At 35.8% G+C, this 26,694-nt stretch carries 22 protein-coding genes; 15 read left to right on the top strand and 7 right to left on the bottom strand.

Annotation, left to right across the window (positions count from 1 at the left end):
- Window positions 1-223: 223 nt before the first annotated feature.
- The 3 genes from EZ449_RS00465 to pgi form a co-directional block, all read right to left on the bottom strand.
- Window positions 224-2,305: a M16 family metallopeptidase gene (locus EZ449_RS00465; protein ID WP_131555997.1), complete on the bottom strand. Its 2,082-nt coding sequence runs from the start codon at window positions 2,303-2,305 to the stop codon at window positions 224-226.
- A 32-nt stretch (window positions 2,306-2,337) separates the two neighbouring features.
- On the bottom strand, window positions 2,338-3,651 hold the full coding sequence (locus EZ449_RS00460) for a M16 family metallopeptidase (RefSeq protein WP_131555996.1): 1,314 nt from the start codon (window positions 3,649-3,651) through the stop codon (window positions 2,338-2,340).
- A gap of 169 nt (window positions 3,652-3,820) precedes the next feature.
- Complete coding sequence (pgi, locus tag EZ449_RS00455; RefSeq protein WP_131555995.1) at window positions 3,821-5,467, bottom strand: glucose-6-phosphate isomerase; 1,647 nt, start codon at window positions 5,465-5,467, stop codon at window positions 3,821-3,823.
- A 156-nt stretch (window positions 5,468-5,623) separates the two neighbouring features.
- Between pgi and EZ449_RS00450 the strand changes: the two genes are divergently transcribed.
- The 4 genes from EZ449_RS00450 (at window position 5,624) to EZ449_RS00435 (ending at window position 9,516) form a co-directional block, all read left to right on the top strand.
- Complete coding sequence (locus tag EZ449_RS00450) at window positions 5,624-6,148, top strand: DUF937 domain-containing protein (protein WP_131555994.1); 525 nt, start codon at window positions 5,624-5,626, stop codon at window positions 6,146-6,148.
- A gap of 66 nt (window positions 6,149-6,214) precedes the next feature.
- Entirely contained in the window at window positions 6,215-7,423 is a 1,209-nt protein-coding gene (locus EZ449_RS00445) for an NHL repeat-containing protein (RefSeq protein ID WP_131555993.1), read from the top strand.
- A gap of 64 nt (window positions 7,424-7,487) precedes the next feature.
- Window positions 7,488-8,090 (top strand): DUF5034 domain-containing protein, encoded by a 603-nt coding sequence (locus EZ449_RS00440; protein WP_131555992.1) that lies wholly within the window; start codon window positions 7,488-7,490, stop codon window positions 8,088-8,090.
- Between the two features lie 121 nt (window positions 8,091-8,211).
- The gene (locus tag EZ449_RS00435; protein WP_131555991.1) at window positions 8,212-9,516 is read left to right on the top strand and encodes an amidohydrolase; all 1,305 of its coding nucleotides are present in this window, start codon (window positions 8,212-8,214) and stop codon (window positions 9,514-9,516) included.
- A 53-nt stretch (window positions 9,517-9,569) separates the two neighbouring features.
- Here EZ449_RS00435 and EZ449_RS00430 read toward each other — a convergent pair whose 3' ends face one another.
- The 3 genes from EZ449_RS00430 to EZ449_RS00420 all read right to left on the bottom strand — a co-directional run bounded on the left by EZ449_RS00430 (window position 9,570) and on the right by EZ449_RS00420 (window position 14,080).
- The gene (locus EZ449_RS00430) at window positions 9,570-9,881 is read right to left on the bottom strand and encodes a hypothetical protein (RefSeq protein ID WP_205942914.1); all 312 of its coding nucleotides are present in this window, start codon (window positions 9,879-9,881) and stop codon (window positions 9,570-9,572) included.
- A 98-nt stretch (window positions 9,882-9,979) separates the two neighbouring features.
- A complete protein-coding gene (locus EZ449_RS00425) occupies window positions 9,980-12,814 on the bottom strand; it encodes a TonB-dependent receptor (protein ID WP_131555990.1) in 2,835 nt (944 codons plus the stop codon).
- 9 nt (window positions 12,815-12,823) lie between these two features.
- Window positions 12,824-14,080, bottom strand: coding sequence for a 6-bladed beta-propeller (locus EZ449_RS00420; protein WP_131555989.1), 1,257 nt, complete (start codon window positions 14,078-14,080; stop codon window positions 12,824-12,826).
- A 286-nt stretch (window positions 14,081-14,366) separates the two neighbouring features.
- Between EZ449_RS00420 and prfB the strand changes: the two genes are divergently transcribed.
- The 3 genes from prfB to EZ449_RS00405 all read left to right on the top strand — a co-directional run bounded on the left by prfB (window position 14,367) and on the right by EZ449_RS00405 (window position 17,423).
- Window positions 14,367-15,441 (top strand): peptide chain release factor 2 gene (gene prfB, locus EZ449_RS00415; RefSeq protein ID WP_131555988.1). Its coding sequence is split into 2 segments (ribosomal slippage): window positions 14,367-14,426 and window positions 14,428-15,441, totalling 1,074 coding nucleotides; the frame shifts between segments, so codons are not numbered across the junction.
- A 10-nt stretch (window positions 15,442-15,451) separates the two neighbouring features.
- Window positions 15,452-16,366 (top strand): alpha/beta hydrolase, encoded by a 915-nt coding sequence (locus EZ449_RS00410; RefSeq protein WP_131555987.1) that lies wholly within the window; start codon window positions 15,452-15,454, stop codon window positions 16,364-16,366.
- A 271-nt stretch (window positions 16,367-16,637) separates the two neighbouring features.
- Window positions 16,638-17,423, top strand: a complete 786-nt coding sequence (locus EZ449_RS00405; RefSeq protein WP_131555986.1) for a DUF4595 domain-containing protein — start codon at window positions 16,638-16,640, stop codon at window positions 17,421-17,423.
- Between the two features lie 49 nt (window positions 17,424-17,472).
- Here EZ449_RS00405 and EZ449_RS00400 read toward each other — a convergent pair whose 3' ends face one another.
- Entirely contained in the window at window positions 17,473-18,345 is an 873-nt protein-coding gene (locus tag EZ449_RS00400; RefSeq protein ID WP_131555985.1) for a transglutaminase-like domain-containing protein, read from the bottom strand.
- 44 nt (window positions 18,346-18,389) lie between these two features.
- Between EZ449_RS00400 and EZ449_RS00395 the strand changes: the two genes are divergently transcribed.
- From EZ449_RS00395 to EZ449_RS00360, 8 genes are all read left to right on the top strand, one after another.
- Complete coding sequence (locus EZ449_RS00395) at window positions 18,390-19,178, top strand: O-methyltransferase (RefSeq protein ID WP_131555984.1); 789 nt, start codon at window positions 18,390-18,392, stop codon at window positions 19,176-19,178.
- Window positions 19,175-19,834 carry a DUF1345 domain-containing protein gene (locus EZ449_RS00390; protein WP_131555983.1) on the top strand — a complete coding sequence of 220 codons (660 nt, stop codon included), beginning with the start codon at window positions 19,175-19,177 and terminating at the stop codon, window positions 19,832-19,834. The genes EZ449_RS00395 and EZ449_RS00390 overlap by 4 nt, the downstream gene beginning before the upstream one ends.
- Window positions 19,835-20,663: 829 nt before the next feature.
- Window positions 20,664-21,176, top strand: coding sequence for a hypothetical protein (locus EZ449_RS00385; RefSeq protein WP_131555982.1), 513 nt, complete (start codon window positions 20,664-20,666; stop codon window positions 21,174-21,176).
- Between the two features lie 133 nt (window positions 21,177-21,309).
- Complete coding sequence (locus EZ449_RS00380) at window positions 21,310-21,651, top strand: hypothetical protein (RefSeq protein ID WP_131555981.1); 342 nt, start codon at window positions 21,310-21,312, stop codon at window positions 21,649-21,651.
- A 239-nt stretch (window positions 21,652-21,890) separates the two neighbouring features.
- Window positions 21,891-23,696: a DUF4365 domain-containing protein gene (locus EZ449_RS00375; protein ID WP_131555980.1), complete on the top strand. Its 1,806-nt coding sequence runs from the start codon at window positions 21,891-21,893 to the stop codon at window positions 23,694-23,696.
- A 149-nt stretch (window positions 23,697-23,845) separates the two neighbouring features.
- Window positions 23,846-24,271, top strand: a complete 426-nt coding sequence (locus EZ449_RS00370; RefSeq protein ID WP_131556443.1) for a DUF1801 domain-containing protein — start codon at window positions 23,846-23,848, stop codon at window positions 24,269-24,271.
- A gap of 493 nt (window positions 24,272-24,764) precedes the next feature.
- Window positions 24,765-25,133, top strand: a complete 369-nt coding sequence (locus EZ449_RS00365; RefSeq protein WP_131555979.1) for a BlaI/MecI/CopY family transcriptional regulator — start codon at window positions 24,765-24,767, stop codon at window positions 25,131-25,133.
- Window positions 25,130-26,689 carry an N-acetylmuramoyl-L-alanine amidase gene (locus EZ449_RS00360; protein WP_131555978.1) on the top strand — a complete coding sequence of 520 codons (1,560 nt, stop codon included), beginning with the start codon at window positions 25,130-25,132 and terminating at the stop codon, window positions 26,687-26,689. Before EZ449_RS00365 ends, EZ449_RS00360 begins: the two co-directional genes overlap by 4 nt.
- The last annotated feature ends 5 nt before the right edge of the window (window positions 26,690-26,694 follow it).

The following is a 26,694-nucleotide window of genomic DNA, read 5'->3' as shown; positions in this document are numbered from 1 at the left end:
TATCGAAAAACCTGCTACCTACCTCAGTTATCTTTTAACCAATAAGAATAAATGAAAAATTGGGATGGTTTTTACATGTGCAAAAATTTTTCAATTTGAATTACTATTGAATTCAGGTTGATTACGTTTGCCATTTTATTATGGTTGCTTGGAAAAAAAATAAAAAAAAGAAGCCGTTGCATTTTTATGCAACGGCTTCCGTAAAATTTATTGAAAAGTAGTTCTAATTAAAATCTTCTGCCTTAAATGGAGGATTGATTTTGATCTCTTTAATTACGATTGCAAACTCTTGTGCACCTTGTGGAGTTTGAACACTTTGAGTTAAGGTGTGTGGAAATAAAACATCACCAACTTTTTTATAATCAGCATACTCCGTTGATTGGCTGATTTCTACAGTACCCTTAGTTACCGTTTTCTCATCCTTTAAAAGTAAACCAGATTTTACATCGTAATATTCTGTTTTCTTTTTGCCCGATGGAGAAGTGATTAATAATTTATAAGCATCAGCGGTTCCAACTTTTGCAGTTCCGGCCGATTCAACTTTTGTACCATCTGTTGCATAAAACAATTGGTTTACAAAACCCTTATCTTCTTTCTTTTCAGTAAGATCATCGCCTGTTAATTCAGCTTTCTGACCCATTTGCATGGCGTAACCAGTTGTTCCGTTAAAAACTTGTTTCATGGCTGTTTGTCCTGCCATCGAAATCTCCATGCTACTTGCGTTCGGTGCCATGTTTTTAATGGTAACGGTTAGTTTTTGGCCTTGCATATCCATCTCTCCATTTTGTTGTAACGAAGTGATTTTTTTAATTGCAGCCTCGCCACCTATTGCCGTGATGTAACTTGCAATTACTTCTTTTGCAGATTTTGTTGTTGCTGTACTTGTGGCTGCTACGGCTTTCGCTGGAGCTGCAAAACTATCAAACTGATTTACTGTAAATCCTGCTTTTTTTAATCCTGCTTCAAAAGCATCGGTTTTACCAACTATGACAATAAGTGTATTGTCATAGTTATAATATTTCTTTGCAACCCTTAAAATATCATCAGTGGTAACGGCATTTACTTTTTGCAAGTAGGTACGGTAGAAATCTTTTGGTAAGTTATTGATTAAAATATTGCTCGCAAAACCAGCTGTACGGGCTGGGTTTTCTAAGCCCAAAGCGAAAGATCCATTGAAAAGATTTTTTGCGTTTTGTAATTCATCAGCAGAAACCTTATCTGTACGAATGTTTTTAATCTCATTCAAAAACTCTACTACTGCGCTATCCACTTTTTCGTTTCTAACCGCAGCATTTGCAGAAAACTTCGATTGAAAACGACCAGCTCCTGTGCTCGAGTAAGCACCATAAGTAAAGGCGTGTTTCTCACGTAGATTCATAAATAATCTCGATTCTGAACCACCACCCAAAATTTGATTGGCCAATAAAAGTGGAAAATAATCTGGATTGCTCATTGGCAAATCGATTAGGTTAACCACCGTAATTTCAGATTGAACTGCATTACTTACATTAATAACATCAACCTCGGTTTTAGCAGGATTACTAACTTTCGCCAATACTGGCAAGCTTAAATTAGTGCCTTTCCAATCGCCAAATGCTTTCTCTGCCAATGCTTTTGCAGCTTCTGGTTTAATATCGCCTACAAAAGTTAAGTAACCACGAGATGGAGTTACGTATTTTCCATAAGCAGCCTTAACATCAGCTAAAGTTAATCCAGCAATGGAAACTTCGGTTTCAAATTCTCCGTTTGGATGATTTTTGCCATAAACGAGTGCATTTACCACACGACCAGAAATAGCCTTTGCACTTTTCTCGCTAGATTTTAAGTTCGTAATATTTTGCGATTTTAATTTCTCAAATGAAGCCGCTGGAAATGCTGGTTTGCGAATACTTTCTGCCATTAGGGCAAAGGCCTGAGGAAAATAACGGGTTAATGCCGAAGCAGAACCTCCAGATGCATTAGCGCCAACATCTGCACCTAATTGATCTACCGCTTCATCGAATTGTGCCTTGGTTTTGGTCGTTGTACCTTCATTTAACATACTTCCCATTAAACCAACTACGCCAGCTTTTGTGCCTTCTGTAATCGGACCAGCATCGATGCTATAACTTGCCGATACTTTTGGGAGTTTGTGGTTCTCTACCACCAAAACGGTTATGCCGTTGGCTAATTTATAAATAACAGGATCGCCGAATGTAATAACGGGCGCCGGACCAGGCTTTGGTTTATGGCTTCGATCTATTGTTTGTGCTGAAATACCTTGAGCCAATAAGGAAACTGCAGCTATAATGAATATTTTCTTCATGATCTTAATAATTAATATGAAAAGCGCTCAGCTTATTTCTTTGGTAAGTAATACAATACAACTCTTTGGTTTTTGCCCAAGTATTTTTTGGCAACATCCCTAATTTCTTCTCGAGTTATCGATCTGATAGTCTCCAATTCCTTGTTGATGTCATTTGTATCCTTATCGTGGAAAGTATAACCAGCCGCTAAGTTTTCTGCAACGCCAAGCATTCTACTGTTTGCACTTACGTAATCGTTCTCGAATTTATTCTGCAGTTTTTTGTAATCGCTTTCACTAATTAAGTCAGTTTGCAGGCGTAAAACTTCTACGTCGATATCTTTCAATAAATCGTTAAGTGGTGTATTATTATTTGGAAGAGCTAAAGTGATGTATGCGCCATAATCTTCTAGTGAATAATTAAAAGCAGCAACTTGCAGTGCTGTTTTCTTTTCATCAACCATTTTAGTGCTTAACCTCGAGCTACCACCGCCAGATAAAATTGAACTGATCATTTCCAAAACCTTGCTATCTCTGCTTTTCATTCCCGGTACGCGGTACGCAGCGAAAATTGCAGGGATTTGAATATTGGCATCGTAAGCAGTATCGATAATTTCTTTTGTGATTTCTGGTAATTTAATCTCCTTATGTACCACTGGAGCACCTTTTGGAACTTCAGCGAAATATGATTTTACCAATGCCTTTGTCTTATCAACATCCAAATCGCCAGCAATGGTTAAAACTGCGTTATTTGGGATGTAATATTTTTTAAAGAAAGCGATAAATTCCTCCAGCTTTGCGGCATCTAAATGTTCCATAGAGCCGATGGGCTGCCAACGATAAGGATGGCCATCAAACAAATGAGAGAAGATTTTCTCTGTAAATTTTCCGTATGGAGCATTGTCAATACGTAAGCGTTTTTCTTCCTTAACTACTTCATTCTGTGTTTTTACACCAACTTCGTTAATTACTGGGTGCATCATTCTTTCACTCTCCAACCATAAACCTAATTCCAATTGGTTAGATGGAAAAACTTCGTAGTAAAATGTACGGTCTTGAGAAGTGTTGGCATTGTTTTGTCCGCCATTGCTGCTCACTAATTTCATAAACTCACCACGTTTTATGTTATCAGAACCCTCGAATAACAAGTGTTCGAAAAAGTGTGCGAAACCTGTTCGTTGAGTTTCCTCATCTTTAGAGCCAACATGATACATTACCGAAACGGCAACAACTGGGGCGGTTTTGTCTTGGTGTAAAATGACATGCAGACCATTGTCTAAGTCAAATTCCGTAAACTGTACTTTTTGGGCAGAAGCACTTAAGCACAGACCGGAAATAGCCAAAGCAAAAAGAATTCTTTTTTTCATTAGTAATTTGTTTTTTAATGATTCGAAATGATCAAAGGCGAGTGCGAGAGATTATTTCTTAAATAAGTTAATTTGGATTTACTACCTGTGAAGTAGAAATAAGGATGGGCTAAATTATGGATTAAAACAAAAAAAGCGAGTATTAAACTCGCTTTTTTTAAGATATATTTTATCTCCAGGATTTATACTGGTTTATTAGGCCATTTGTAGAACTATCGTGACTGGCGATTTTTTCATCTCCAGCCAATTCTGGGAGAATTTTTTTGGCCAATTGCTTACCAAGTTCCACACCCCATTGATCGAAACTAAAGATATTCCAAATAACACCCTGAACAAAAATCTTATGTTCGTACATGGCGACTAGGCTACCTAAGCTATATGGCGTAATTTTTTTTAGTAAAATTGAATTGGTTGGGCGATTGCCTTCGAATACTTTAAAAGGAGCGATGGTTTTAATTTCTTCATCAGATTTACCATCTTTTTTCAATTCGGCAATAACTTCTTCTTCGGTTTTACCATTCATTAAGGCCTCCGTTTGCGCAAAGAAGTTAGAAAGTAAAATTGGATGATGATCGCCTAGCGGATTTAAGCTTTGTGCTGGTGCAATGAAATCTGCTGGAATAATTCGAGTTCCTTGGTGAATTAATTGATAAAAGGCATGTTGGCCATTCGTACCTGGCTCACCCCAAATAATCGGACCGGTTTCATAATCAACTTCGTTGCCGTTTCTATCTACATGTTTACCATTACTTTCCATATCTCCCTGTTGGAAATAGGCCGCAAAGCGATGCATGTATTGATCGTATGGTAAAATAACCTGTGTTTCTGCATTGTAGAAATTGATATACCAAACACCAAGCAAGCCTAAAATTACTGGCAGGTTGCTTTCAAATTCTGCTGTTTTAAAATGATTATCTGTCGCATGTGCACCCGCAAGTAATTCTTTAAAGTTAGCGAAACCAATGCTCAACGAAATCGATAAGCCAATTGCACTCCACAAAGAGTAACGACCGCCAACCCAATCCCAAAACTCGAACATGTTTTCGGTATCGATTCCAAAGGCAGAAACATCTTTTGCATTGGTTGATAGTGCCGCAAAATGCTTGGCAATATCGTCTTCTTTTCCACCTTTTTCTAAAAACCATGAACGAGCAGAATGTGCGTTAGTCATGGTTTCTTGAGTGGTAAAGGTCTTTGAAGCTACCAAAAATAAGGTCGTTTCCGCATCTAAATTTTCAAGTGTTTCTGCAATATGTGTTCCATCGATATTAGAAACAAAGTGGATGTTTAAATGATTTTTATAGTGCTTTAAAGCTTCGGTAACCATTACCGGACCTAAATCTGAACCGCCGATCCCGATGTTTACTACATCAGTTATTGCTTTACCTGTATAACCTTTCCATTCTCCACTGATGATGCTATTGCTAAATTTCTCCATCTTAGCTAAAACAGCATTTACCTCAGGCATTACATCTTTACCATCAACCAAAATTGGGGTGTTGCTTAGGTTACGCAAAGCGACGTGAAGCACAGAACGATCTTCAGTTTCATTAATTTTATCACCAGCATACATCGATTTAATGGCCTCGTCTAATTTACACTCACGAGCCAACTGCATCAATAATGCTAAAGTTTCGTCACTAATTCTGTTCTTGCTGTAATCGAGCAAAATATCTTCAAAAAAAACAGAAAACTTATTAAAACGATCTGCATCTTCAGCAAAAAGATCCTTAATATTTTTCTGATTGATGTCTATAAAATGATCAGCCAAGTATTTATAAGCTGCTGTTTCGGTAAAATTTATTTTTGGTAACATAATCTTTGTTTTTTGTAAAAGTAATAAAGCAAAAATTTAAAACTGTCTTTTTATTGTTCAAAAATTATTAAGAATTTTTAATGCAGATAAAAACGTAACTTTAACTACAGTCCCTGTTGATAGATCCGTTCATTTTTTAATCAATAACGAGAAATTATGTTAGAAAATTTAAATCAATTGGTGCGTGAAAACGTACAGGACGCTGTTATTAATAATAGCGAGATTCCAAACGAACAGAATGAAGAGGTTATTCAAGCGGCCTCAACTTCAATTTTCGATACGCTAAAAGATCAGCTTTCCACGGGAAATGTTGGTGCTGTGGCCGATGCTTTTAATTCGGGAAATGCAGAAAACTCTGCTGTAGCACAACAAGCTGCCGGCAGTTTTACCGATAAACTGGCGGGATTGGGCATTAATGCAGAAACGGCAAAAAGTATTGCAGCTAGTGTTATTCCAATGATTGTTGGCAAGCTGACTCAAAAAACTGCCGATCCAAATGATAGTTCTTTTAATATTCAAGATATTCTTGGCAAATTGGCTGGTGGAAGTGATGGAAAGTTTGAGGTGAGCGATGTGATTGGAATGTTTAATGGAGGCGGACAAGCACAGCAAACTAATCCAGATGGAACTGCACAACCTGATGGCGGGATTTTGGATAAGTTGAAAGGAATGTTTAACTAATGTCTATTTTGCTGAGGATAATTTTTTATAAATTGAATTATTATCTTTAGCAAAATTTTTTAAGAAATGTTTAAGTCGCTCTCTTTCCAGGCAATAATTTGTCTCTCTTTTTTTGTGGTGCTGTTTTCTTCTTGCGAGAAAGAAGTTCAAACCCAAATAGAAACCAAAACTATAAGAGATACCATAAAAATTACAGATACACTTGATGTTGATAGGCCAATAAACTTAAGGGCTACAAAGGGTGTTTATGGATCTAGAATTACAATAACCTGGACGCCAATGCCACTTGCTCAAAAATATCAGCTGTGGAAATTCGATAATTCTACACAAAAGTATTTATTGCTGAAAGAGCTAGCAGATACCACTTTTGATGATACATCTATCCCTAAATCATTAACCAAAAATTTTTATAAGGTTCGAACTTTCAATACCAATTCATCATACAGTCGGTTTAGTGATGCAGATTTTGGTTATACCTCAGTATCAACTTATTACAAGGTATTAACCTTTGGTTCTGAGGGAAATGGCCCCACGCAGTTTAATTTTAATATGCACGTGGAGGTTGATGGTGCAAATAATATCTACGTTAGTGATGAAGGATTCAATAGAGTTTTAAAATTTGATTCATCAGGAAGTTTTATCGAACAATTTTATTCTGGCTCAGGCGCTCGTGCGGTAGCTTTTTTTAGTAATGGAAATTATATTGCTACACGAACACAAAGCAGTAGCTATGTTCAGATCTTTAACTCAAATAAGCAGTTAATTAGGGAGTGGGGCACTTATGGCACTGGAGATAGTAATTTTGGCAACATAGAGTGTATCACGATAGATGACGAGCAGAATATCTGGATTGTTGATGGAGTTAATCATCGGGTTAAAAAGTATGATCAAAATGGAAATCTCTTATTGAAATTTGGAAAACAAGGAGCTGGGGCTGGCGATTTCAATGCTCCATTTGGCATCTGTTATTTGAAAGGTAAAATTTATGTTTCTGATACTAGGAATGGCCGTGTTGAAGTATTTGATAAAAGTGGTAAGTTTTTGAAAATTTATCCTGTTAAAGGTTATATACATGGTATTCGTGCGTATGGTGATAATCTATTTTTAGCAAATTCTGAGGGCTTTATCATAAAATCTGATGAAACTGGTGACGTGCAGGAAAAAATAGGACAAGGACAATTTTTGAACTTGGTTGATGTAACAATTGCAACCAATGGAGATGTTATTGCTTGTGATGTTTATGGACGTAGGATTATCGTTTTCAAAAAAGGTTAAGACAAAATTCCAATGTCAGCACGTGGCTTTTTTATTATATTTGGGTTAACAACTCACGCTTCATATGATTAAAAAAATATTATATGTTTTTATTTTAGCGCTGATGGCGCAACTCATTGTGGCCTGTGTAAATTGCAATTGTCCGCCGATAAGAACAATTTACTACACCAATAAGGGAATTTCTCTCAAAAATATGGACTCCGCTTTGCCGCAGCCAAGTGTTACAAATACTGGAATAATCGCTAGTACTAAATATGGTATCCAAATTCAGTTGTTAACACAGCAACTCACTTTAAGTAAACCACAGATTTCTTGGGGATTAATGCAATCTGCTTACGCTTGCAAATGCCCTGAAGATGATTTTATCGCCAAAGAGGGCATTTTATCTCTGAAGGTATTTTCAGATCAGGATTTTGATTCCACTCATCCCAAAAACACCGATCTTAGTTTATATTTTAAGGCTAAAAGATATGATAAACTACTCCCTATAATTGATTATATCAAATCATCAAAGGATATGGGCTACATTTCTTCCTATGATTTTTATGAAGGTATCTTTCTTCAAGTAGCCCCAACCGTTAGTAAGAAGCATAAGTTCAAGATTGTAATTACTTTATCCGATGGAAGAACTTTAGAAGCAGAAACAACAGAAGTTGAATTAAGCTAAAATATCTAATGAAGTAAAAATCTTCAATAAGCCTTCGTATTGAATTGCTTTTCTTTATTCGTGGTATCGATTTAATTGAAATTGATTAGATTAGTGCATCCTAAACTAAATCAAACCTTTCATGAAGAAAATATACCTAATCATTTTATCTTTTATATCGATCAATTCTTTCGCCCAAAAATCAGAATTGCGATTAGCTGTTGCTAAAAAAGCCGATGCACTTGAGCAAAAAGTTATCACATGGCGAAGAGATTTTCACGAACACCCAGAATTGGGAAATAACGAAGTTAGAACAGCCGGAATCATCGCAAAACATTTAGAATCTTTAGGAATTAAAGTAACCACTGGCGTTGCAAAAACTGGAGTTGTAGGGATTTTAGTAGGTGGAAAACCTGGTCCTGTAATTGCCCTTCGAGCTGATATGGACGGTTTGCCAGTGACCGAACGCGTTGATGTTCCTTTTGCATCAAAAGTAAAAACAAAATACAACGGGCAAGAAGTTGGGGTAATGCATGCTTGCGGTCACGATAGTCATGTTGCCATTTTAATGGGTGTTGCCGAAGTTTTGGCTTCTATGAAAAAGGATATTCCAGGAACAGTGAAGTTTATTTTTCAGCCTGCAGAAGAAGGCGTTTCGGCAGGAGAGGAAGGCGGAGCTGCTTTGATGATTAAAGAAGATGTTTTAGAAAATCCAAAGGTCGAAGCTATTTTCGGCCTGCACATCAATTCTCAAACTGAAGTTGGCAATGTAACCTATCGTCCAGGTGGAACAATGGCCGCAGTAAATGATATGAAGATTACGGTAACTGGCAGACAAGCGCATGGAGCTTATCCTTGGAGCAGTATCGATCCAGTTGTGATTTCTGCGCAAATTATAAACAGTTTGCAAACCATTGTAAGTAGAAATTTAAACGTTACCGAAAACCCGGGCGTGGTTACCATCGGTGCCATTAACGGTGGTGTTCGCTCTAATATCATTCCGGAAAAGGTAGAAATGTTGGGTACGGTCCGTAATTTCAGTAAGGAAGACGAGGCCATGTTTATCGAGAGAATTAAAACCATTGTAACGAAAACTGCCGAAGCTGGTTGTGCTACAGCCGAAGTGAAAATTCCTTACAGCAACCATTATCCAGTTACTTTTAACGATATCGCTTTAACTGAGAAAATGCTGACAAGTATGCGTGCAACTGCTGGAACCGATCATGTTTTATTGAGGCCGCCAGTTACCGGAGCTGAAGATTTCTCTTTCTTCCAAGAAAAAATACCTGGCTTGTTTGTTTTTTTAGGCGGAATGTCAAAAGGCAAAGATCCGTTGAAAGCGCCATCGCACCATACACCAGATTTTTATCTTGATGAAAGTGGATTCGTTTTAGGCGTGAAATTACTTTCTAATCTGACACTAGATTATATGTTGATGAAGAAATAAAAAAAGGGTTGTTTGAAAATGATTCAAACAACCCTTTTTATGGTTCATTGCAGTTACCCACGAGTACGGGAGTTATGCTTTTTAACGTAAATATTGCGACTTAGTTTAGCCTCGTCTTTAACAATATTTCTCTTTTCTGCTCTCGTAACCTGATCATCTGCTTTTGCATTTCTTACGTCAGCTTTTAATTCGCGGTTATCGCTTCTAATATCTTTAACTTCTGGTTTTGTAAGCTCCCCACTTTTAACGCCTGCCTTTACTCTTTTTCTATCGAGTTTGTGCACTTGTTTAGGTGTAACGTTTTGAGCCATCACTGTTGAGCCAATTGCCATACTAGCAATAAATAAAACTCCTAATAATTTCATTTTCATAATAATTTAATTAAGGTTAGTGATAGCAAAGGGCCCTATTGCTTTTGTAACATAGATGTTGGAAAGTGCCAAAGGTTTAATGATCGGTCAATTTATTTTTTCACCGCAGCTTTCTTTCCAAACTGCCTTGGGTAATAGGAGAAAGTGGCCATAAAATATTGTTGGAGCACATTTCTCGATCCCACGGTGAAGCTATTGCCACTTCCATAATTAATAATGCTAGTATTCTGGTGATGTATATCCAAAGCAGAAAGCTTAAATTCAGCATTGTTCCCTTTTAAAAAGCGGTAAATTGCACTAGCATTCCAAATGGTAAAATTGATATCGTCGGCGTTGGATGACGAACTTTGGTTAAAGCTGATGTTTGTATTCAGTGTAAATTTCTTTGTAATGTTATAGCTAGAACTTAATGTGCTCGCTTTATTTACACCACTATATTCTGTGTTAAACGCCTCTTGTTTCGATCGATAAGTGCCGTAGGTTTGGCCAATGGCGAGGGCTAAGTAACTTTTGTAGGTATAATTCACAGTAAGGCCAGTATTGGTGGTAAAGTTTTTGGAAAAAGCAAAAAGCGAATTGGTATATCCCGGTGTTTTTGTATTGCTTATTTGCGAATTTAAGTTGATCTGCAACTCTGATGTTTTGAATTTAAAAGCTTTACGGGCATCTCCATAAAAATTCAAATACCGATTTCCATCAGCGTTCGTTAGAAAATTGGTTCTTCGGTTTTGGTCATCAATAAAAGTGCTATCAACAATTTGATCATTGGTAAAACCAGCTGTCATGCTCAAATTGTAATTAAGCGTATTCTTATTGGTCTGGTCATAATGATTTATACTCAGGCTAATCTCCCTATCCACCGCTTCTCGTAAGTTTATATTTCCTCTTTGCAAGGAGTATAAGTTCGTACTATCCGTTAGCGGTGCCAGCTGATCGATTGATGGAAGTCTAACTTTCGTATTAAAGTTTACGCTATAACTTTTGTAATATTCCCCATATTGATTATCAGAATAATTGATGGATGCATCTGGCATAAACCGTTGATAATTTCTGGTGATATTTTGAAAGGATCGTTGAGATTTATTTTCCTGATGAATGAGTTTCTGCTTCGGTGCGAAATTTAAAGTCAGGTTTTTATTGTAACGGTTCGATAGACTTTTGTAAAATGATTTAGTAATAGTTAATCCCGGTGTTTCTTCAATGAAATTGGTTTCAACATGGTTGCTGAGGTAAGCATTGTTTAAATAACTATTGGCTATAGTATTTAAATCCTGTACTTGGTTATCATCTTTTCTATTATTTAGGTTAAGCGAGTTTGATAATTGAAAATCGATTCCTCCAAGCTCGCTTTTGCCAAAAAATAAGGATTTTAAGTTTGGTAACTCTAGGTTTATTTGTTGATAAACGGAATTGTATTTGGTTTCGTACCGCCTATCGAATCTTCTATTCGATGCCGCATTTGTAAAAGAAGTAAAGTCAGTTAAATTCGATCTATTGTTCTCATTATCATTTACTGTAATAGCATAAGATATATTTACGCCTTTTATCCGTTTTGGTTTCATGTAATTTTGCGACAACCTAAAATCGACCTGAAAGTTAAATCTCGAATTGTCGAAGCTACTTTGATTAAAAGTATTGTTTGTACTGGTGAGAACATTTTGAGTATTAAGCGCATTCCTGAAAGTCTCATTTGTATTCTCGCCCTTGTTTCTCGATAAATTATGGCTTATGGTTAAAGCTTTATTTTTCTTCGTCAATTCATATTTAGCATCAAAATTTTGGTTATTATTTATATTTGAGCTTGTATTGGTGTTTTGCTCATAAATTTTATCAGTTGTGTTGATCGATGTTGTGGTTTCAGAATTACTTACAAAATCATTATTCGTGTTCTGAATAAAATAACTAGATGTTACGGTATTCTTGTTTTCCCAACTGGGTTTCTCTACAAAATTATAGGTAAATTTAACGCCTCCGGCATTGGGTTGGTTAATCCCCGAAGCCCTAAAATCTGGTTGGTATTCTACATTTGTTCCAACGCCCTTAAATGTGCTATTATTAATTAATGTATTTACGTTGTTAAGCGATTTGTTAATATTATTACTCGCTCCCACAATTGCCAATTGCATTTTCGGCGAAAAAACATTGAAACTAGCATCGGCTTCATATCGATGATCAGTTCCATAACCACCTCCAACTTTACCAAAATAACCAAGTTCCTTCCCCTTTTTCAGTTTTAGGTTTACGGTTAGGGTAGAATCAAGCGGATTATTTTTATCCTTTACAGTATTATAAACTTGAATTTTCTCTAAAGCATTCTTCGCAATATTTTGTGTAGCCACTTTTGCATCGCCACCAAAGAAAGGTTTTCCGTTTACCAATACACTTTTCACCACTCGGCCATTCACCGTTATTTGCCCATCGCCCCAAAGCGTAACATTGGGAATTTTTCTTAACAAATCTTCAACAACGGCATTGCTATCCAGCTTAAATGCTGCGGCGTTAAATTCTAGCGTATCGCCATTCATCGTAATAGGAGGTATAGTTACTGTAACTTCATCAAGGGTATTATCTTTTGGGTTAATAATTAAGGTGCCTAAATCGATAAAATTTTTATCGTTAGGGATGGTAAATTTTTTCCTCAATGTTTGATAAGCCACATGGCTAACATCTAATCGAAGCGATACGCCAACTGGAAGATTTTTAAAACTAAACTCTCCATAATTGTTGCTTATTTGGTAGCTAACCAAGCTACTATCTGCAAGTTTATAAACTGAAACCGTTGCTGATTTTAAAACATAATTATGAGCAGTATCTCGCAAGATTCCTTTTGTAGCGCCAGGTAATATGGGTTTACTTTGCTGCGCTGAAGCAGTATTGACAGTTATTACGAATGCTAACGCAAGAACTATTTTAAGAAAATTGAGCATGAGAGCGCTTTAGTTTTTTTTGGGTTTTAACTGAATGATAATTGGGTTGCTTTTCTTGTTTTGAGTTTCAAAAAACTTGGTTAATATCGGGTCATACTTTCTTTCCTTGCCGGCATTTAAATCTTTGTAGCTAAACATGGCGAGAGAAGAGTAGCTGGTATATAAATAGCCATCCTCATAAGAATGAAAACCATGATTACTAAAATCATAAAATGAACCTCCATCTGTTACAGGTAAAAACTGAGAGAGTGTATCTGGCTCAAGGTTTTTAAGGGATGTTAAATCACCATTTTTCAGGTTATAGACTAAAGCATTTTTTTTGTCTTGACTCCAACCCAAAGTATTCGTTTTAAAATAAATATTGTTGCCAATTAAGTACGGATTGCTGATGCCGTAGATTTGATTTGGGTTTTTCTCGAAATATTCCACCCGCTTTTTCTTGTATTCTGTCATATCCATAAAATTTTGCGGAATAGAAATACTTGCGGGGAAAATAATATGATAAGCTAAAGAAACTGATTTGGGCTTAATTTTATAAAGGTTATACTCGTAATATCTAATGTAAAACAATTCATTATCTGTTCCATAATCGGTTACAGGATTTCCTCCACCCATGTATTGATCTTTATCAAAACGATCAGACTCGAAAGGGAAGTAAAGTCCAACTTCTTTTTTGTCGTTCAAGATCGCAACTTCATAGTTGGTGCTATCCTTACCATTCTTGTAAACATAATACGGTGCAATAGTGGTTAAGCTGTCTGCAAATTTTATATATCTGTCTAGTGTATTTCTTTTGCCTACCGCTACCTTTTTAACTAATTTTCCATCCAAGTCAAAAAAGAAATAGTTTTTTCCAGAAGATATTCTAATTAAGGATTCATCCTTGTTTTTGATTAGGTTGAAGCCATAAAAAACCTGCTTGTCTTTTTCATCTGCATCGGCAACAACCTTTGTACTATTCACTTTTGCCCTGTACTTGCCATCTCTATTAAAAATGAGAACCGATTTGGTATCGTAGTCATAAATTACATAACAATCTTTAGTTGTTCGAAGTTGATTAATAGATCCAAACAAACTTTCCTTAGTGGTTTCTAATGGAATGAATTTCACTTCGTCGAAAATTTGCGAAACGGCGGCACCACGGGCAGCATCAGGATCGATACGTAGCGTTACCATTTCGGAACTATCTACTTTACTGGTTTGGGCTTGAAGGTTGAAAGCAAATAATAAGCAAACAAAAATAGAAGAGGGTGTTTTTCTGAGCATTGGTGAATAAGATGATTAGGTAAATTTAGTCATCAGAAAAAGGAAAAATACAGCGCACAACTCCCTAAAGTATATTTGGTTACCAATAATCTGATTAGTGAAATGAAATTACTAAAAATTTAGTTACTGCCCAATGTTTTTTGAAATTTAACACAGTTTTAACATCTACTAAATCGATTTTTTGATTGGAAAATAGCTGTTTAGTATTGGAGCTTTTGTGTGAAATTATTTCCATCTTTATTTATATCCTACAGGTTAATTTATAATCATTGTTATATTTGCCATTATGACCAAAGAACAGATTCAGGATTTAAGAGACAGAATAACGTCTCTGAGGAGGCATCTTTGACGTCGATGAGCTACTTTACGCCATCCGCGAAGAGGAAAAATTAACCATGGCGCCCGATTTCTGGGACGATCCAAAAAAAGCAGAAAAAATACTTGCCGAAATAGGTTCGAAGAAAAAATGGACTGATGGTTTTGCGCAAACCAATAACGCTGTGGAAGACGCTGCGGTAATGTTTGAGTTCTTCCAATCTGGCGATGCTTCGGAAGCAGAATTGCAAGATCAATTTTTGATCAGCAAAACCGCTGTTGAAGAATTGGAACTTAAAAATATGCTCCGCAGTAAGGAAGATCAACTTTCTGCGGTATTGCAAATTACCGCAGGAGCCGGTGGTACCGAAAGTTGCGACTGGGCTTATATGCTGATGCGCATGTACATGATGTGGGGTGAAAAAAACGGATATAAAATTACAGAGCAGGATAGTCAAGAGGGTGAAATTGCCGGCATAAAATCGGTTACGCTACAATTTGATGGTGACTTTTCTTATGGGTTTTTAAAGGGCGAAAATGGCGTACATCGTTTGGTGCGTATTTCTCCTTTCGATTCGAACGCTCGCAGGCACACTTCATTTGCATCGGTGTATGTTTATCCTTTGGTAGATGATACGATTCAGATTGATATTAACCCTGCAGATATTGAGTTTGAAACTTTTAGGGCTGGTGGCGCCGGTGGACAAAATGTAAACAAGGTGGAAACAGCGGTTCGCTTGTACCACAAACCATCAGGCATTATTATTAAAAATCAGGAATCGAGATCTCAATTACAGAATAAGGAAAATGCCATTCGGTTATTAAAATCGCAACTTTACGAAATTGAGGAACGCAAACGCAATGAAGCAACAGCTTTGGTAGAGGGTTCTAAAAAGAAAATAGAATGGGGCTCCCAAATTAGGAGTTATGTTTTGGATGATAGGCGGGTGAAAGATCACCGTACTAATTATCAAACATCTAACCCCGATGCCGTTTTAAATGGCGATATAAACGATTTTTTGAAAGCATATTTAATGGAGTTTTAAACGAATACAAATGGCAAAATCAGCAATATTATTTATCTTGGTTTTTATGAGTGTTAACTTTTCTAAAGCACAAGAAGTTATTCCACTTTATGTAGGTGAAATTCCTGGGGCAAAACCAACACCAGCAACTTATGTAGAAAACACAGAAGTTCGCACCAATGGAACCTTGAGTGTTACAAAAGTTTCAATCCCGACGTTAACTGTTTTCGAGGCGCCAAAGGAAATTGCAAATGGATCGGCTGTAATTATTTGCCCGGGTGGTGGTTATTCGGCATTGGCTTTTAGTCATGAAGGAACTGATGTTGCCAAACGCTTCAATGCCATTGGAATCACTGCTTTTGTGTTGAAATACCGTTTGCCAAGCGACCAAATTATGGTCGATAAAACATACGACTTACTACAAGATGCTCAACAAGCCATTTACCTGATCAGAAAGAACGCAAAAAAGTATGGCTTAAAAAGCAATAAAATTGGAATTATGGGCTTTTCTGCTGGCGGTCATTTTGCTTCGACATTAATTACACATTACAACGATCTTAAAATTGTTAACCCAGAAAAAATAGATCTTCGTCCTAATTTTTCAGCTTTAATTTATCCGGTAATTAGTTTTGAAGAATCGGTTCATACAGGAACGATGAAAAATTTGTTAGGTCCAAATCCATCCGATAGCTTAAAACATTATTTTTCGGCAAACAAAAACGTAACGAAGAAAACCCCGCCAACATTTCTAGTTCATGCAAAAGATGATAAAACCGTTCTGGTTGCGAATAGTATTTTAATGAATGAGGCCTTGAAGAAACACCATGTAGATACCGATATTTATCTTTACGAAAACGGCGGACATGGCTTCGGCTTAATCAATAAAACATCAGATGTGGATTGGTTTAATTTGTTAGCCACTTGGTTAAAGAAAGAGAAATTTTAATACTTATTTTGTCCACCAATCTGATTGAACATTCAATTAAGATATTAAGCCGCAACGTTCGTTGTGGCTTTTTTATTTCGACACTGTTGATTTCTTTCCCACATTTGAGGAAATCATTTCACAAATCTATGAGTTTAGAAATGCTTTCGCAATCGATTAATTTTTCAAAATACTTATAATTAGCTGTTTATGTTAAATTTTTTATTTTGGCATCATGTTTCTCTAGATATAGAGAAAACAGATAAATATGAACAAACATTTAAAATTTTTGATGGTTGCAGCAGTGGCTGCTTTCAGTATTGTGAGTTGTAAAAAAGATCAAACAGAAGATCCTATTATTGTTGCACCAGATTGTAAAGTAACAAAAATTGAATATTATGATGATAATAAATTAGAGGAGACAGATAACATAACTTACGATGCCAATGGTAAGATATCAAAAATAGTCGAAGATAAATATGCACTGAACTTTACTTATTCTGCAGATAAAATATCTTCGGTAAATTCAGATAATGAGAAAGTTGAAGTAACTCTGTTAAATGGAAGAGCAATAAAATCTACTCAAGTTGGGGGAAGTGCTTATGATGAATATACCTATAATGCTGATGGATATTTGAGTGGGGTTAAATACTATAATGGAGGCTTGAAAGATACCTACGTTTTAAGTTATACTAATAATAATTTAACCAACATTACAATGACTAATGGCTCTTATACAGATACCTATATTTTTGAGTATAATTCAGATTTATCTAGTACAAATCTATTCCGTATAAATCTAATAATAAACCAAGTAATTAATGATTTTATTCCAGTAGAGTTTTTAGGTAAATCATCTAAAAACAATATCAGTAAGGTTACTTCTACAACAAATTACACTAGTGGCGGTGCTTCATACAAGACAGAAGGCATTATTACATATACTTATGTTAAAGATGTAGATAGCAAAGTTACTTCAGCAACCCTTGTAGAGGCATATAAAGATTTCAAAAATAGTTCTTTAGTTGGTAACTACACTTACAACTCGAAATATAATTTCACGTATAGTTGCAAATAATTATTTAAACATATTTTTTATTTAAGCCGCACATTCGTTGCGGCTTTTTTTATTCGGCAGAACCATCAATCAAAATATTTTGCAGCTCATTTAATTCCGCAACTTTTTCTGTGGCACCAGCATTTTCATAAGCAGAAATCAGGTTTCTAATCACCCTGCGAATGATATCGGTATTGCTGCATGGCCTGTAATATTCAGGCAGTGATTCTAAATTCAGCTGGCGTAAAAATTGATCGACATCATGTTTGCCGAAAATGTTGCCACGATTAAAAGCATTGATGTAGAAAAGCACACCATATTCGGTTCCTTCCTGTTTGCTTTCATCAATAAAACCTAAAATAAAATGCTGCGGAAGGTTAATGCCATAAATGGGTAAATCTAGTTTTTGGGCAAGTGTGGAATAGATAATCGCCAAAGAAATCTGGTTGCCTTTTTTGCTTTCGAGTACTTGGTTTAAATAAGAATTTTGAGGATCGTGGTGGTTTTTTGTATTTCCACCGAAACCATATTGTTGATATAAAACGTGGTTAATGAGTTTAACTTTCTCCACCGAACTCATTTCATATTGTAGTCCCAGCCAAATATCTCGTTTTATTTCCTCTAGCTGATTAATGATTTTTTGTTCATCAAGATCAGGATATTGGTAACGATTGATGATCATTGCACCTTGCATCAAATCGAAAGCACCACTTAAATACCACAGATTCAAGTCTTCCTTAACGGTTTTAAACTGAATTTGATGAACGATGTTTTCTATACGTTCCTGCAACAAGCCATCGAAAGATTGCTCCCAGGCATTTTCCAAATAGTGAACAACCTCACCGCCATATTCAAGCAGTTTTTTCTCCACATGCTGGTAAACTTCCTCATCCGGATCATCCAACAATTTAACTAAAGCACTTATCTCTGCTATATTTTCCATAAAACATACATACGTTTGCGGCGTTTAATTACTTTTGCAATATTATGCTATTTCAATTTATTACAGATTATCTTAAACACCGTTTGACAGCAAAAACCCGTCATGGAACGCATTCACCATTTGTGTATAAGCTTGCCGATGAGGTAATTTACGATTTTACCAACAAATCTGAATACAAAAATATAGAAGAGCAGCGAAAAAAACTTTTTAATGACGATTCTATAATCACCGTTACCGACCTCGGTGCAGGTTCTCACCTGAATAAAAATCGTACAAAAAAGGTGAGTCAGATTGCTAAAAACGCATTGAAAAGTCCACGTTTGGCGAAATTGATTTACCGTTTGGCCAAAAATACCAATCCGAAAACAGCTATAGAATTAGGAACCTGTTTAGGCATTACCTCTTCCTATTTATCAAAAGCAAGTCCTGATGCAGAAATTATTACCATTGAAGGTTGTCCGGAAACGGCAGAGGTTGCAAAGAAAAACTTTCAGGATTTAGATCTGAATAATATCGAGCTTCATGTAGGGAATTTCGATCTTATTTTACCCGATATCATTGCAAAGCAGCCTACGTTGGATTTTGTTTACATTGATGGTAATCACCGCAAAGACGCCACCTTAAATTATTTTAAATGGTGTTTGCCAAAAGTAACCGAAAATTCGTTGCTTATTTTTGATGATATTTACTGGAGCGAAGGAATGAAAGAAGCGTGGTCAGAAATTAAGAACCATCCTGATGTTACCGTAACCATCGATTTGTTTTGGATCGGTTTGGTTTATTTCAAAAAAGGACAAGTAAAAGAACACTTTAAGCTCAAGTTTAATCAATGAAAATAGAACCTAAATTAGAAGGTATCCAAAAATTATCAGCATTATATATTCTGTTGATCAGTCTTTTGGTTGGCGTATTCATTTATTTAGGGTCCCTATTTTTAGAAATGAATGTGTTAACCCACATCATGCTGGGCTGGGATTTTTTCTGTCTGGTGCTGATTACACTACATTGGTATATGTTTTTCAATACCTCTGCAGAAGAAACACACTTAAAAGCCAAAATGCAGGATGAAACCCGGAGCGAAATCTTTGGCATAGTAGTCGTATCTACATTTGCAGGTTTGCTTGCCGTAATTTTACTTTTAATTAGCAAGGATATTGAACCACTAGATTTAGTTGTTGCCATATCGGGCATGTTTCTCTCCTGGTTTTTGGTACATACCACTTTCAGCATGCGCTATGCACATCTTTATTATGGCGATAGCGATACCAATAAAGGTTCAGGCTTAGGTTTCCCTGGAGATCATGAGCCCGATTTCATCGATTTCGCTTATTTCTCTTTCGTTTTGGGCATGACTTTTCAAGTCTCTGATGTCGAAATTTCATCCAGAAAGATTAGGCGGCTTTCTTTACTACACAGTTTAATCGCCTTTATTTTTAATACCGTTATTGTTGCCTTAACCATCAATGCATTGGCTGGGTTAAGCAAATAGCAGTTATTTCTCTTTTTTTTGGAAATGAATGGTTCGGAGTGCTTGGCGGTTTGCAGTCCCGCTCACGCTTCTGCCCCAATGAAAAATTGTGGCATCTCGCTTCGATCGGGTTTAGAGATGAAAGGAAATGGGTCTTAGTTAAACCGTGCATGGATCTGACTTTGGTAAATAATATCCATCATTGATAAAAACAATAACAGCCCAAAGCTCTTCACGAAAGCTAAAACAATGTTAAGACTCAATCACAAAAAATATGATCCTGCGGTTTTCAAATCTTATCTAAGCACAAATATTTAATATTAGAATGGCCTCGTTTCATGAAACTTGGAGTTTATTTAAGATCACTATTTCATTTAGCGGTATATTTTACTGTGCTTCGTAACTGGTTCGAAGTAGGCCAATATTTTCGAACTAACTTCGAATATGCCCTGAATATGATAGCAAGCAAGTATAGTATTGAGGTGGATGTGATACGGACTTGTTGCGGACTAAAAGTGGATAGAGGCAGACTAAAAGAAAGCAATTATTTTACAGGAGCTTATTATTTGTAATATACAAAAAAATATTTTTTTAGCTTCATTTCTACATGAAATACAATTGTTTACCCATTTTTATATCCACCCATAATTTTATACATTAGTAAAAGCTAATAATTACGCTCGTTAGCAATGGTATTATCAGAAACTGGGTATAAGTATTATAAACGTTTAAAACATAAAATGACGATTTAATAAACGCAACACAAAAATGCTTTAAAATCCTTTTAAATGATTTTTAGGTGTAGCGTTTCGTGTATTTAAGAGTTATGTGTAATTCCAACCGAAAACCAATGACCATTAAGAAACCGATTACAATAATTTTAATAATTCTTTGCGTAGCACCGCTTGCTTTCAGTTTTTACAATGACTACAAAATCCGTGATCTGGAATATGGAGTAAAGGCTAATCCTCTAAGACAAAAATTATTTATTCCTGTAATAGACAACAATCTCAAAGCGACAAATAGATATTATGAATCCATTGGGAATTACTGGAAATCATCTAAAGAATATCCACATGGAGGTGAAATTCTTCATTACTGGAAAATGGTCGAACCAAACACCAAAAATTTAAAGCTGCTCTTAGAAACCGATGCATTTGTTAAGTTTATAAATGACACTACTTTTTTACAACTTAATATTTTCAATCAAGTAAATTCAAATAAAATTACTAAACGAAAAGGAAAGCTTTTTTATAAGTTTAAAAATAGGAACAAAGTAAAAGATGAAAAGCACTTAAATGATGTTCAAGTTGACAGTGTTTTAAAACATTGGGATTTGACTAAATTCATAAGGAATAAGTAAATTACACATAACAGCACCTTGGCAAAAGTGGCGGAAAATTCTTCTCCAATCTTTTAGTAATTTTATCTTTAACCGCCACCTTCGCCAAGCCGCAAAAAGTTGGCCGCAAGGAATACGACACGAAATGGATAAAATGACAGTAAATAAATTGACAATTCAGGACGACAAAATAGTGCATGAGCAAGACCCTCAGAACAGGTGGACGCTTGATATTGACAAAATAAAATTCATAGGAGAATATACAACAGCGGCAGGACCATTGGCAGACGATTCGTTTTTTGTTTTTGCTGACACTATTGACCAGTGGTGGCAAGCACCGACACTTGCAGTTGACCACGAACATTTTTGGAAACTGCTAGGACAAAAACTTAACTGTGAATTAGCACCTGGACTTTTCGCGTCGACAAATTGGGCGACCAGAGTAATTTTTCCAAAAACCAAAAACGTTTTGGCAGAAACTACTTGGTTCAGATGACAATGACGAACATCTTGAATTAACTGACAACGTAGAACAACTTTTCAAATGAGAATAGACGACAAAAGCCCAGCCCATCACAGCACATTTGCAATAGGCGGGGTTTCGTGCTCGACAGACAGCTTTGTGGTTAAAGAAAGTTCAGTTCCCCTAATTAACATTTATGCTTAGAAGCTGGCCTATCGCAAATCTCTACAACGTTGCCCTCATTATAAAGCAAACCGACACAAAATAATATTATGAGCAAAAAAGAGCCAATACAAACAGACGAGCAAAGTTTAGGTGATATTGGAGAAAGAACTGTTCAGCTTATCCTAACAAAATATAAATGGACTGCCGATATTATTAACAGTGATTTTGGAGAAGATATTGATTGTAACGTCTTTATCAATAACACTAGGACAAATTATCATTTACGGTGTCAAGTAAAATCAACAAGTAAGGACAGCGACTATGTGAAGGAATTAAATGATGGTGATTATAGTGTTTCAATTAGTTCAGGTTTGTTGAAAGCTTGGTTATCAAGTTACTTTCCTGTATTCTTAGTTATTTACGAAGAAGATTCTGATTTGTGTTATTGGACAAACCCTATTAAACAAATTCTTGAAAATCCATCTAAGCTTGAAAGAGATAATCCATCTATTAGAGTTTCGAAAAATAATTTGTTTAATATGGAGTCTAGAGATAGTGTGTTAAGTGAAGTAAAACAATTTTATCATAAAATTCAGCGATTGGAGGAAGCAACCGTATCATGTAACGTTACACCAGTATTGATGCCCAATTATCGTGTTATACCATTTCATCATTTTTCACAATATATTTATGCTGAGAGCAAATTAAAAGCTGAAATAGGAGGCGATTTCATAGAATTGCTACCATCATGGATGACTATATTAAAAAGACTTGACCCATCAAATGCATTGCCATCTATTAAGTTTAGTTCAACTAAAACTGACTTAGAGGATTTTCTGACAATGTTAAAACAGAAATTAATGAATTTTAATTATTCAACAAAAGAAAACGAGTGGGTTTCATTTGTAGTGAGTCCAATTCAAATAGAATCAAATAATTCATCATGGTTTAATCAGCTTACATATTGGACTTCATACTCTAAAATTGGAGAAAATTTAGTTAACGATGTTGAGTATAGTTTTGAAGTCCCAACTGGTTTTCTTGGTCAAATAAGTCGGAGAGCTAGGAGCTGGGACTATTGCCATTATGTGAATCCAAAGAAAGATTTTGCTATTCAGTTTTTCAGTTGTAATGAAGTTACTCCTTCACTTCAAAATATTGACAAGGTACATAGTCAAAATATTAAAGGACAATTAGTTCTTTGGGAGTGTAGAAAGGAAGAGTTAGAAAATGTTGTAAAAATAATTTCAAACTATGAGTTAGCATTAAAGTTAATTGACGATAGCACAGAACTTTGTTTAATCGCAATTACGAATCAGATGTTTGACCCATTTATGGGTATGTATAGTGTTGCAACGGATTGGGATAGCTTTGAAAATGGAGGTGTGAGAAATAAGTTGGAAAAGAACAAATTAGTAAATATTATTCCAGGGAATGAGTACAAAGGAAAAATTCCTGATTTTTTAGATGAGGTTTTGAATAAATTTGAAAATAGGAATTATAAAAAGGCAATTGTAACTGAAATGGAATTTATAGCAGGATTCCCTTTGATGCATGACGAAAGGGAAATTCAAGTTTCTAGATTTCAAATGATTCAGCCAACGGAGGTTCAAAAAATTGAAGTAAAAACAAAAAATATTAAGACTGAAGTAAATAGAAAGAATTTCCAAATTGATTTCGGATTAAAGGATGATTCAATGGGGAATGTGCCAATTTATGAATTATTAATTTCGTGGTCTCCAAATTTACTAAAATCATCTAAGGACGATTTTCTTGAAATAAAAACAGAAATCTTGAGAATTATGGATGATATTATGCCAACAAAACAGGACGATACAATTCAATTAAAAAACACTTTTGAAATACTCCACATTGCTGGAGAAATCGGATTTGAAAAGAATAACGAGGGCTAACACGGGCTTTGCGTCAGGCGGGCTGGTGTGCAAACTTGGAGCTTTGTGCTTCTAATGAACTTTAGTAATAAATTGAAACTTTGTGCTCTGAAAGCCGCCCGAACTCAAAGCCCGAAAACGTTAGCGGCAATTACATGACAACAATTTACATGGAAGCAACCGAACAAATCAAAAACTATATTAACAGTCAGCCTGAACCAAAACGGAACGATATGGTGATATTGCACCAACGCATTCTCCAAATATTGCCAACTTGTAGGTTATGGTTCTTAGATGGTAAAAACAGTGAGAACAAAATCGTTTCCAATCCAAATATTGGTTATGGGTTATACACCATAAAATATGCTGATGGTAAAACAAAGGAGTTTTATCAAATTGGTTTGAGTGCGAATAACACGGGAATTTCTGTTTACATCATGGGTCTTCCAGATAAGACCTACTTAGCCAAAACTTACGGAAAAGAAATAGGTAAGGCAAGCGTAACTGGGTATTGCATTAAGTTTAAAAAGCTAGCAGATATAAACATTGAAATACTTGAAGCGGCAATACGATACGGATTTGATGGGCAAAAATAAAAAGATGAGCCATTTATATAGTTAAAATACAAAGGCACCTTTCTTCATTTAAATTGTATCACACGGCGCAACTGTAAAAAAAATGCTAACTTTTCTCGAAAATGAAGGTTTTGCTTTTTTGGTGGTTTAGCCTCACTTGCCCTGCTACCTTTATGCTTTTTTAGTTTCGGTTTTTAGGCAAAGAACTGCGGTATTTCGCTTCGATCGGGTTTGATTACGCAGGGGAGCGGTTTGTCCAAATTTCCCAAGCATTTTAAGGCATTAGCACAAGCTATACATCAACCTTAAACCAGACAGAAGCGACAGCCCCGAGTTCTTCACGAGGGCTAAAGCGAATGGCGGGACTTCAGTCGCCAAGAAACACTAGCCGTTCATTTTCAAATAAAAAAAATTATAGTATTGTAAATCAGCGATTTAAATATTTAAACTGATTTATCAGTCGTATAACTTATATTTTAGTTGTAAAACTGAAAAATAAGTTATATGTTTGGGTATGGAAGAATTAACCAAAACAGAAGAGCGTATTATGCAGGTTTTATGGAAGCTGAAAAAAGCGTTTGTAAAGGATATTATCGATGAGTTAGACGATGAGCCTAAACCTCCATATAGTACCATTTCATCTATAGTTCGGCTTTTAGAAAAGAAAGGTTATGTAAACTACAAGGCTTACGGCAAAACGTATGAATATTTTCCTGCAATAACTAAAGATGAATATGCGAAAACAACATTCTCGAAATTGTTTTCTGGCTACTTCGATAATTCTCCAGCCAGTCTTTTATCGTTCATGGTAAAAGAAGAAAAACTAAGTGAAAAGGATATAGAAGAAATTAAACGAATCATTAATCAAAATGCACAGTCATGATTTTAATTTATCTGTTAAAGGTTTCTGCATGTACAGCAATATTCTTTGCTGTTTATCAATTTCTATTGTCTAAGCTTACTTTTTTTAACCTCAATCGAGCTTATCTTTTGGTGATGCTGGTGCTCTGCTTCGCCATTCCTGCCGTAACCATCCAGCACCGAACCGAGGTGGTAGTGTCTGCCAAAGAAATGCCAACAAAAATAGGTTACAGCAATGAGGGTTTCACCGAGAAAGATTTTGTTGATGATGGAACTACGCCCATTACAACCATAAAATTTAATCAGATTCTCGAATATGGTTACTACACTATTTTGGCGCTTCTTATTTTTAGAATGCTATTGATGATGGGCCGAATAAAATTTCAATTGCGCAAACATGCAGTAGATTCTGATGGTGTGGTAATCTTGGTTGATGAACGATCAGTAATAAAAAACTGTTCTTTCTTTAATAAAATCATAGTCGATTCTGCTTTGCCATTGGTAGAAAAGAATTTGGTAATCAAGCATGAATCTATACATGTAAAACAATTGCATGCTTTAGATAAGATGTTGGTTAATATAGTAACGGCTGTGCTGTGGTTTAATCCAGTTGTTTATTTCTGGCGAAATGCCATTGACCATAACCACGAGTTTCTGGCTGATAGAGAAACCTCGAAAGTTGCAGATAAAAAAACTTATGCTTCTCTGCTACTTAATTTAACCATGCCATCGGCAAATTTTGCCACCAATAGTTTTAGCAAACTTCCACTAAAAAATAGAATTATGATGTTGTATAAAGAACCAAATGCAAAGCTTAAAAAGCTTTCCTACTTAGCTATCGTGCCTATTTTGTTAATTTGTTGCTTAGCGTTTGTAAATCGAAAAGAAGTAACTATTCAGAAAACAGTTAGCGATGGCGAAATAAATTCTGATGTACGTAAAAGAACAAATATTTATGCTATGAATTACCTAGCTGGCAAGATTGCGGTAAATCCGGATGCGAAGCCAGCTTTTAAAGAAATAGAAGCGGTGTTGGTTGTTGATGCTGGGCACGGAGGTAAGGATGCTGCAGCAACGGCAGTTAATGGGCAAAGAGAAAAAGACTTAAACCTAAGGGCGGTGAAAATTCTACAAGAAGAAGCAACAAGAAGAGGAATTAAGGTAATGTTGACTAGGAACAGCGATCAATATATGGCGCTTCGCGATCGGTTGCCAAAACAACAAGTAACTGCATTTATATCCATCCACCATAATTCAATGCCAACAAATACACCTACATCATTCGGTGGAATTGAGGTTTATGTTTCTAAATTAAATAACAACATCAAAATGGCTGAAGAATTAGGCGGCGTGATCTTAAATAAGTTAAGACTGTTGAAAGGAATTGCCGTTAGAGATTCGCTAAAAGACGCTAGTTTATTGGTGCTGAGAGAATCTAAATCTCCTGCGGTTTTGATAGAACTTGGAAATATTTCTGATGAGAAATCACTGAATTTCATTAATGAGCAAAAGAATATCCGCAGAATCTGCAATCTGATTTTGGATGGTTTTGTAAAGTTTTCTGAACGTGGCTGCTAAGAATA

Origin of the sequence: Pedobacter frigidisoli, from assembly GCF_004331675.1 — a bacterium.
GTDB lineage: Bacteria > Bacteroidota > Bacteroidia > Sphingobacteriales > Sphingobacteriaceae > Pedobacter > Pedobacter frigidisoli.
The sequence above is the reverse complement of the archived record's forward strand: the minus strand, read 5'-3'. Positions and strand labels throughout refer to the sequence as shown.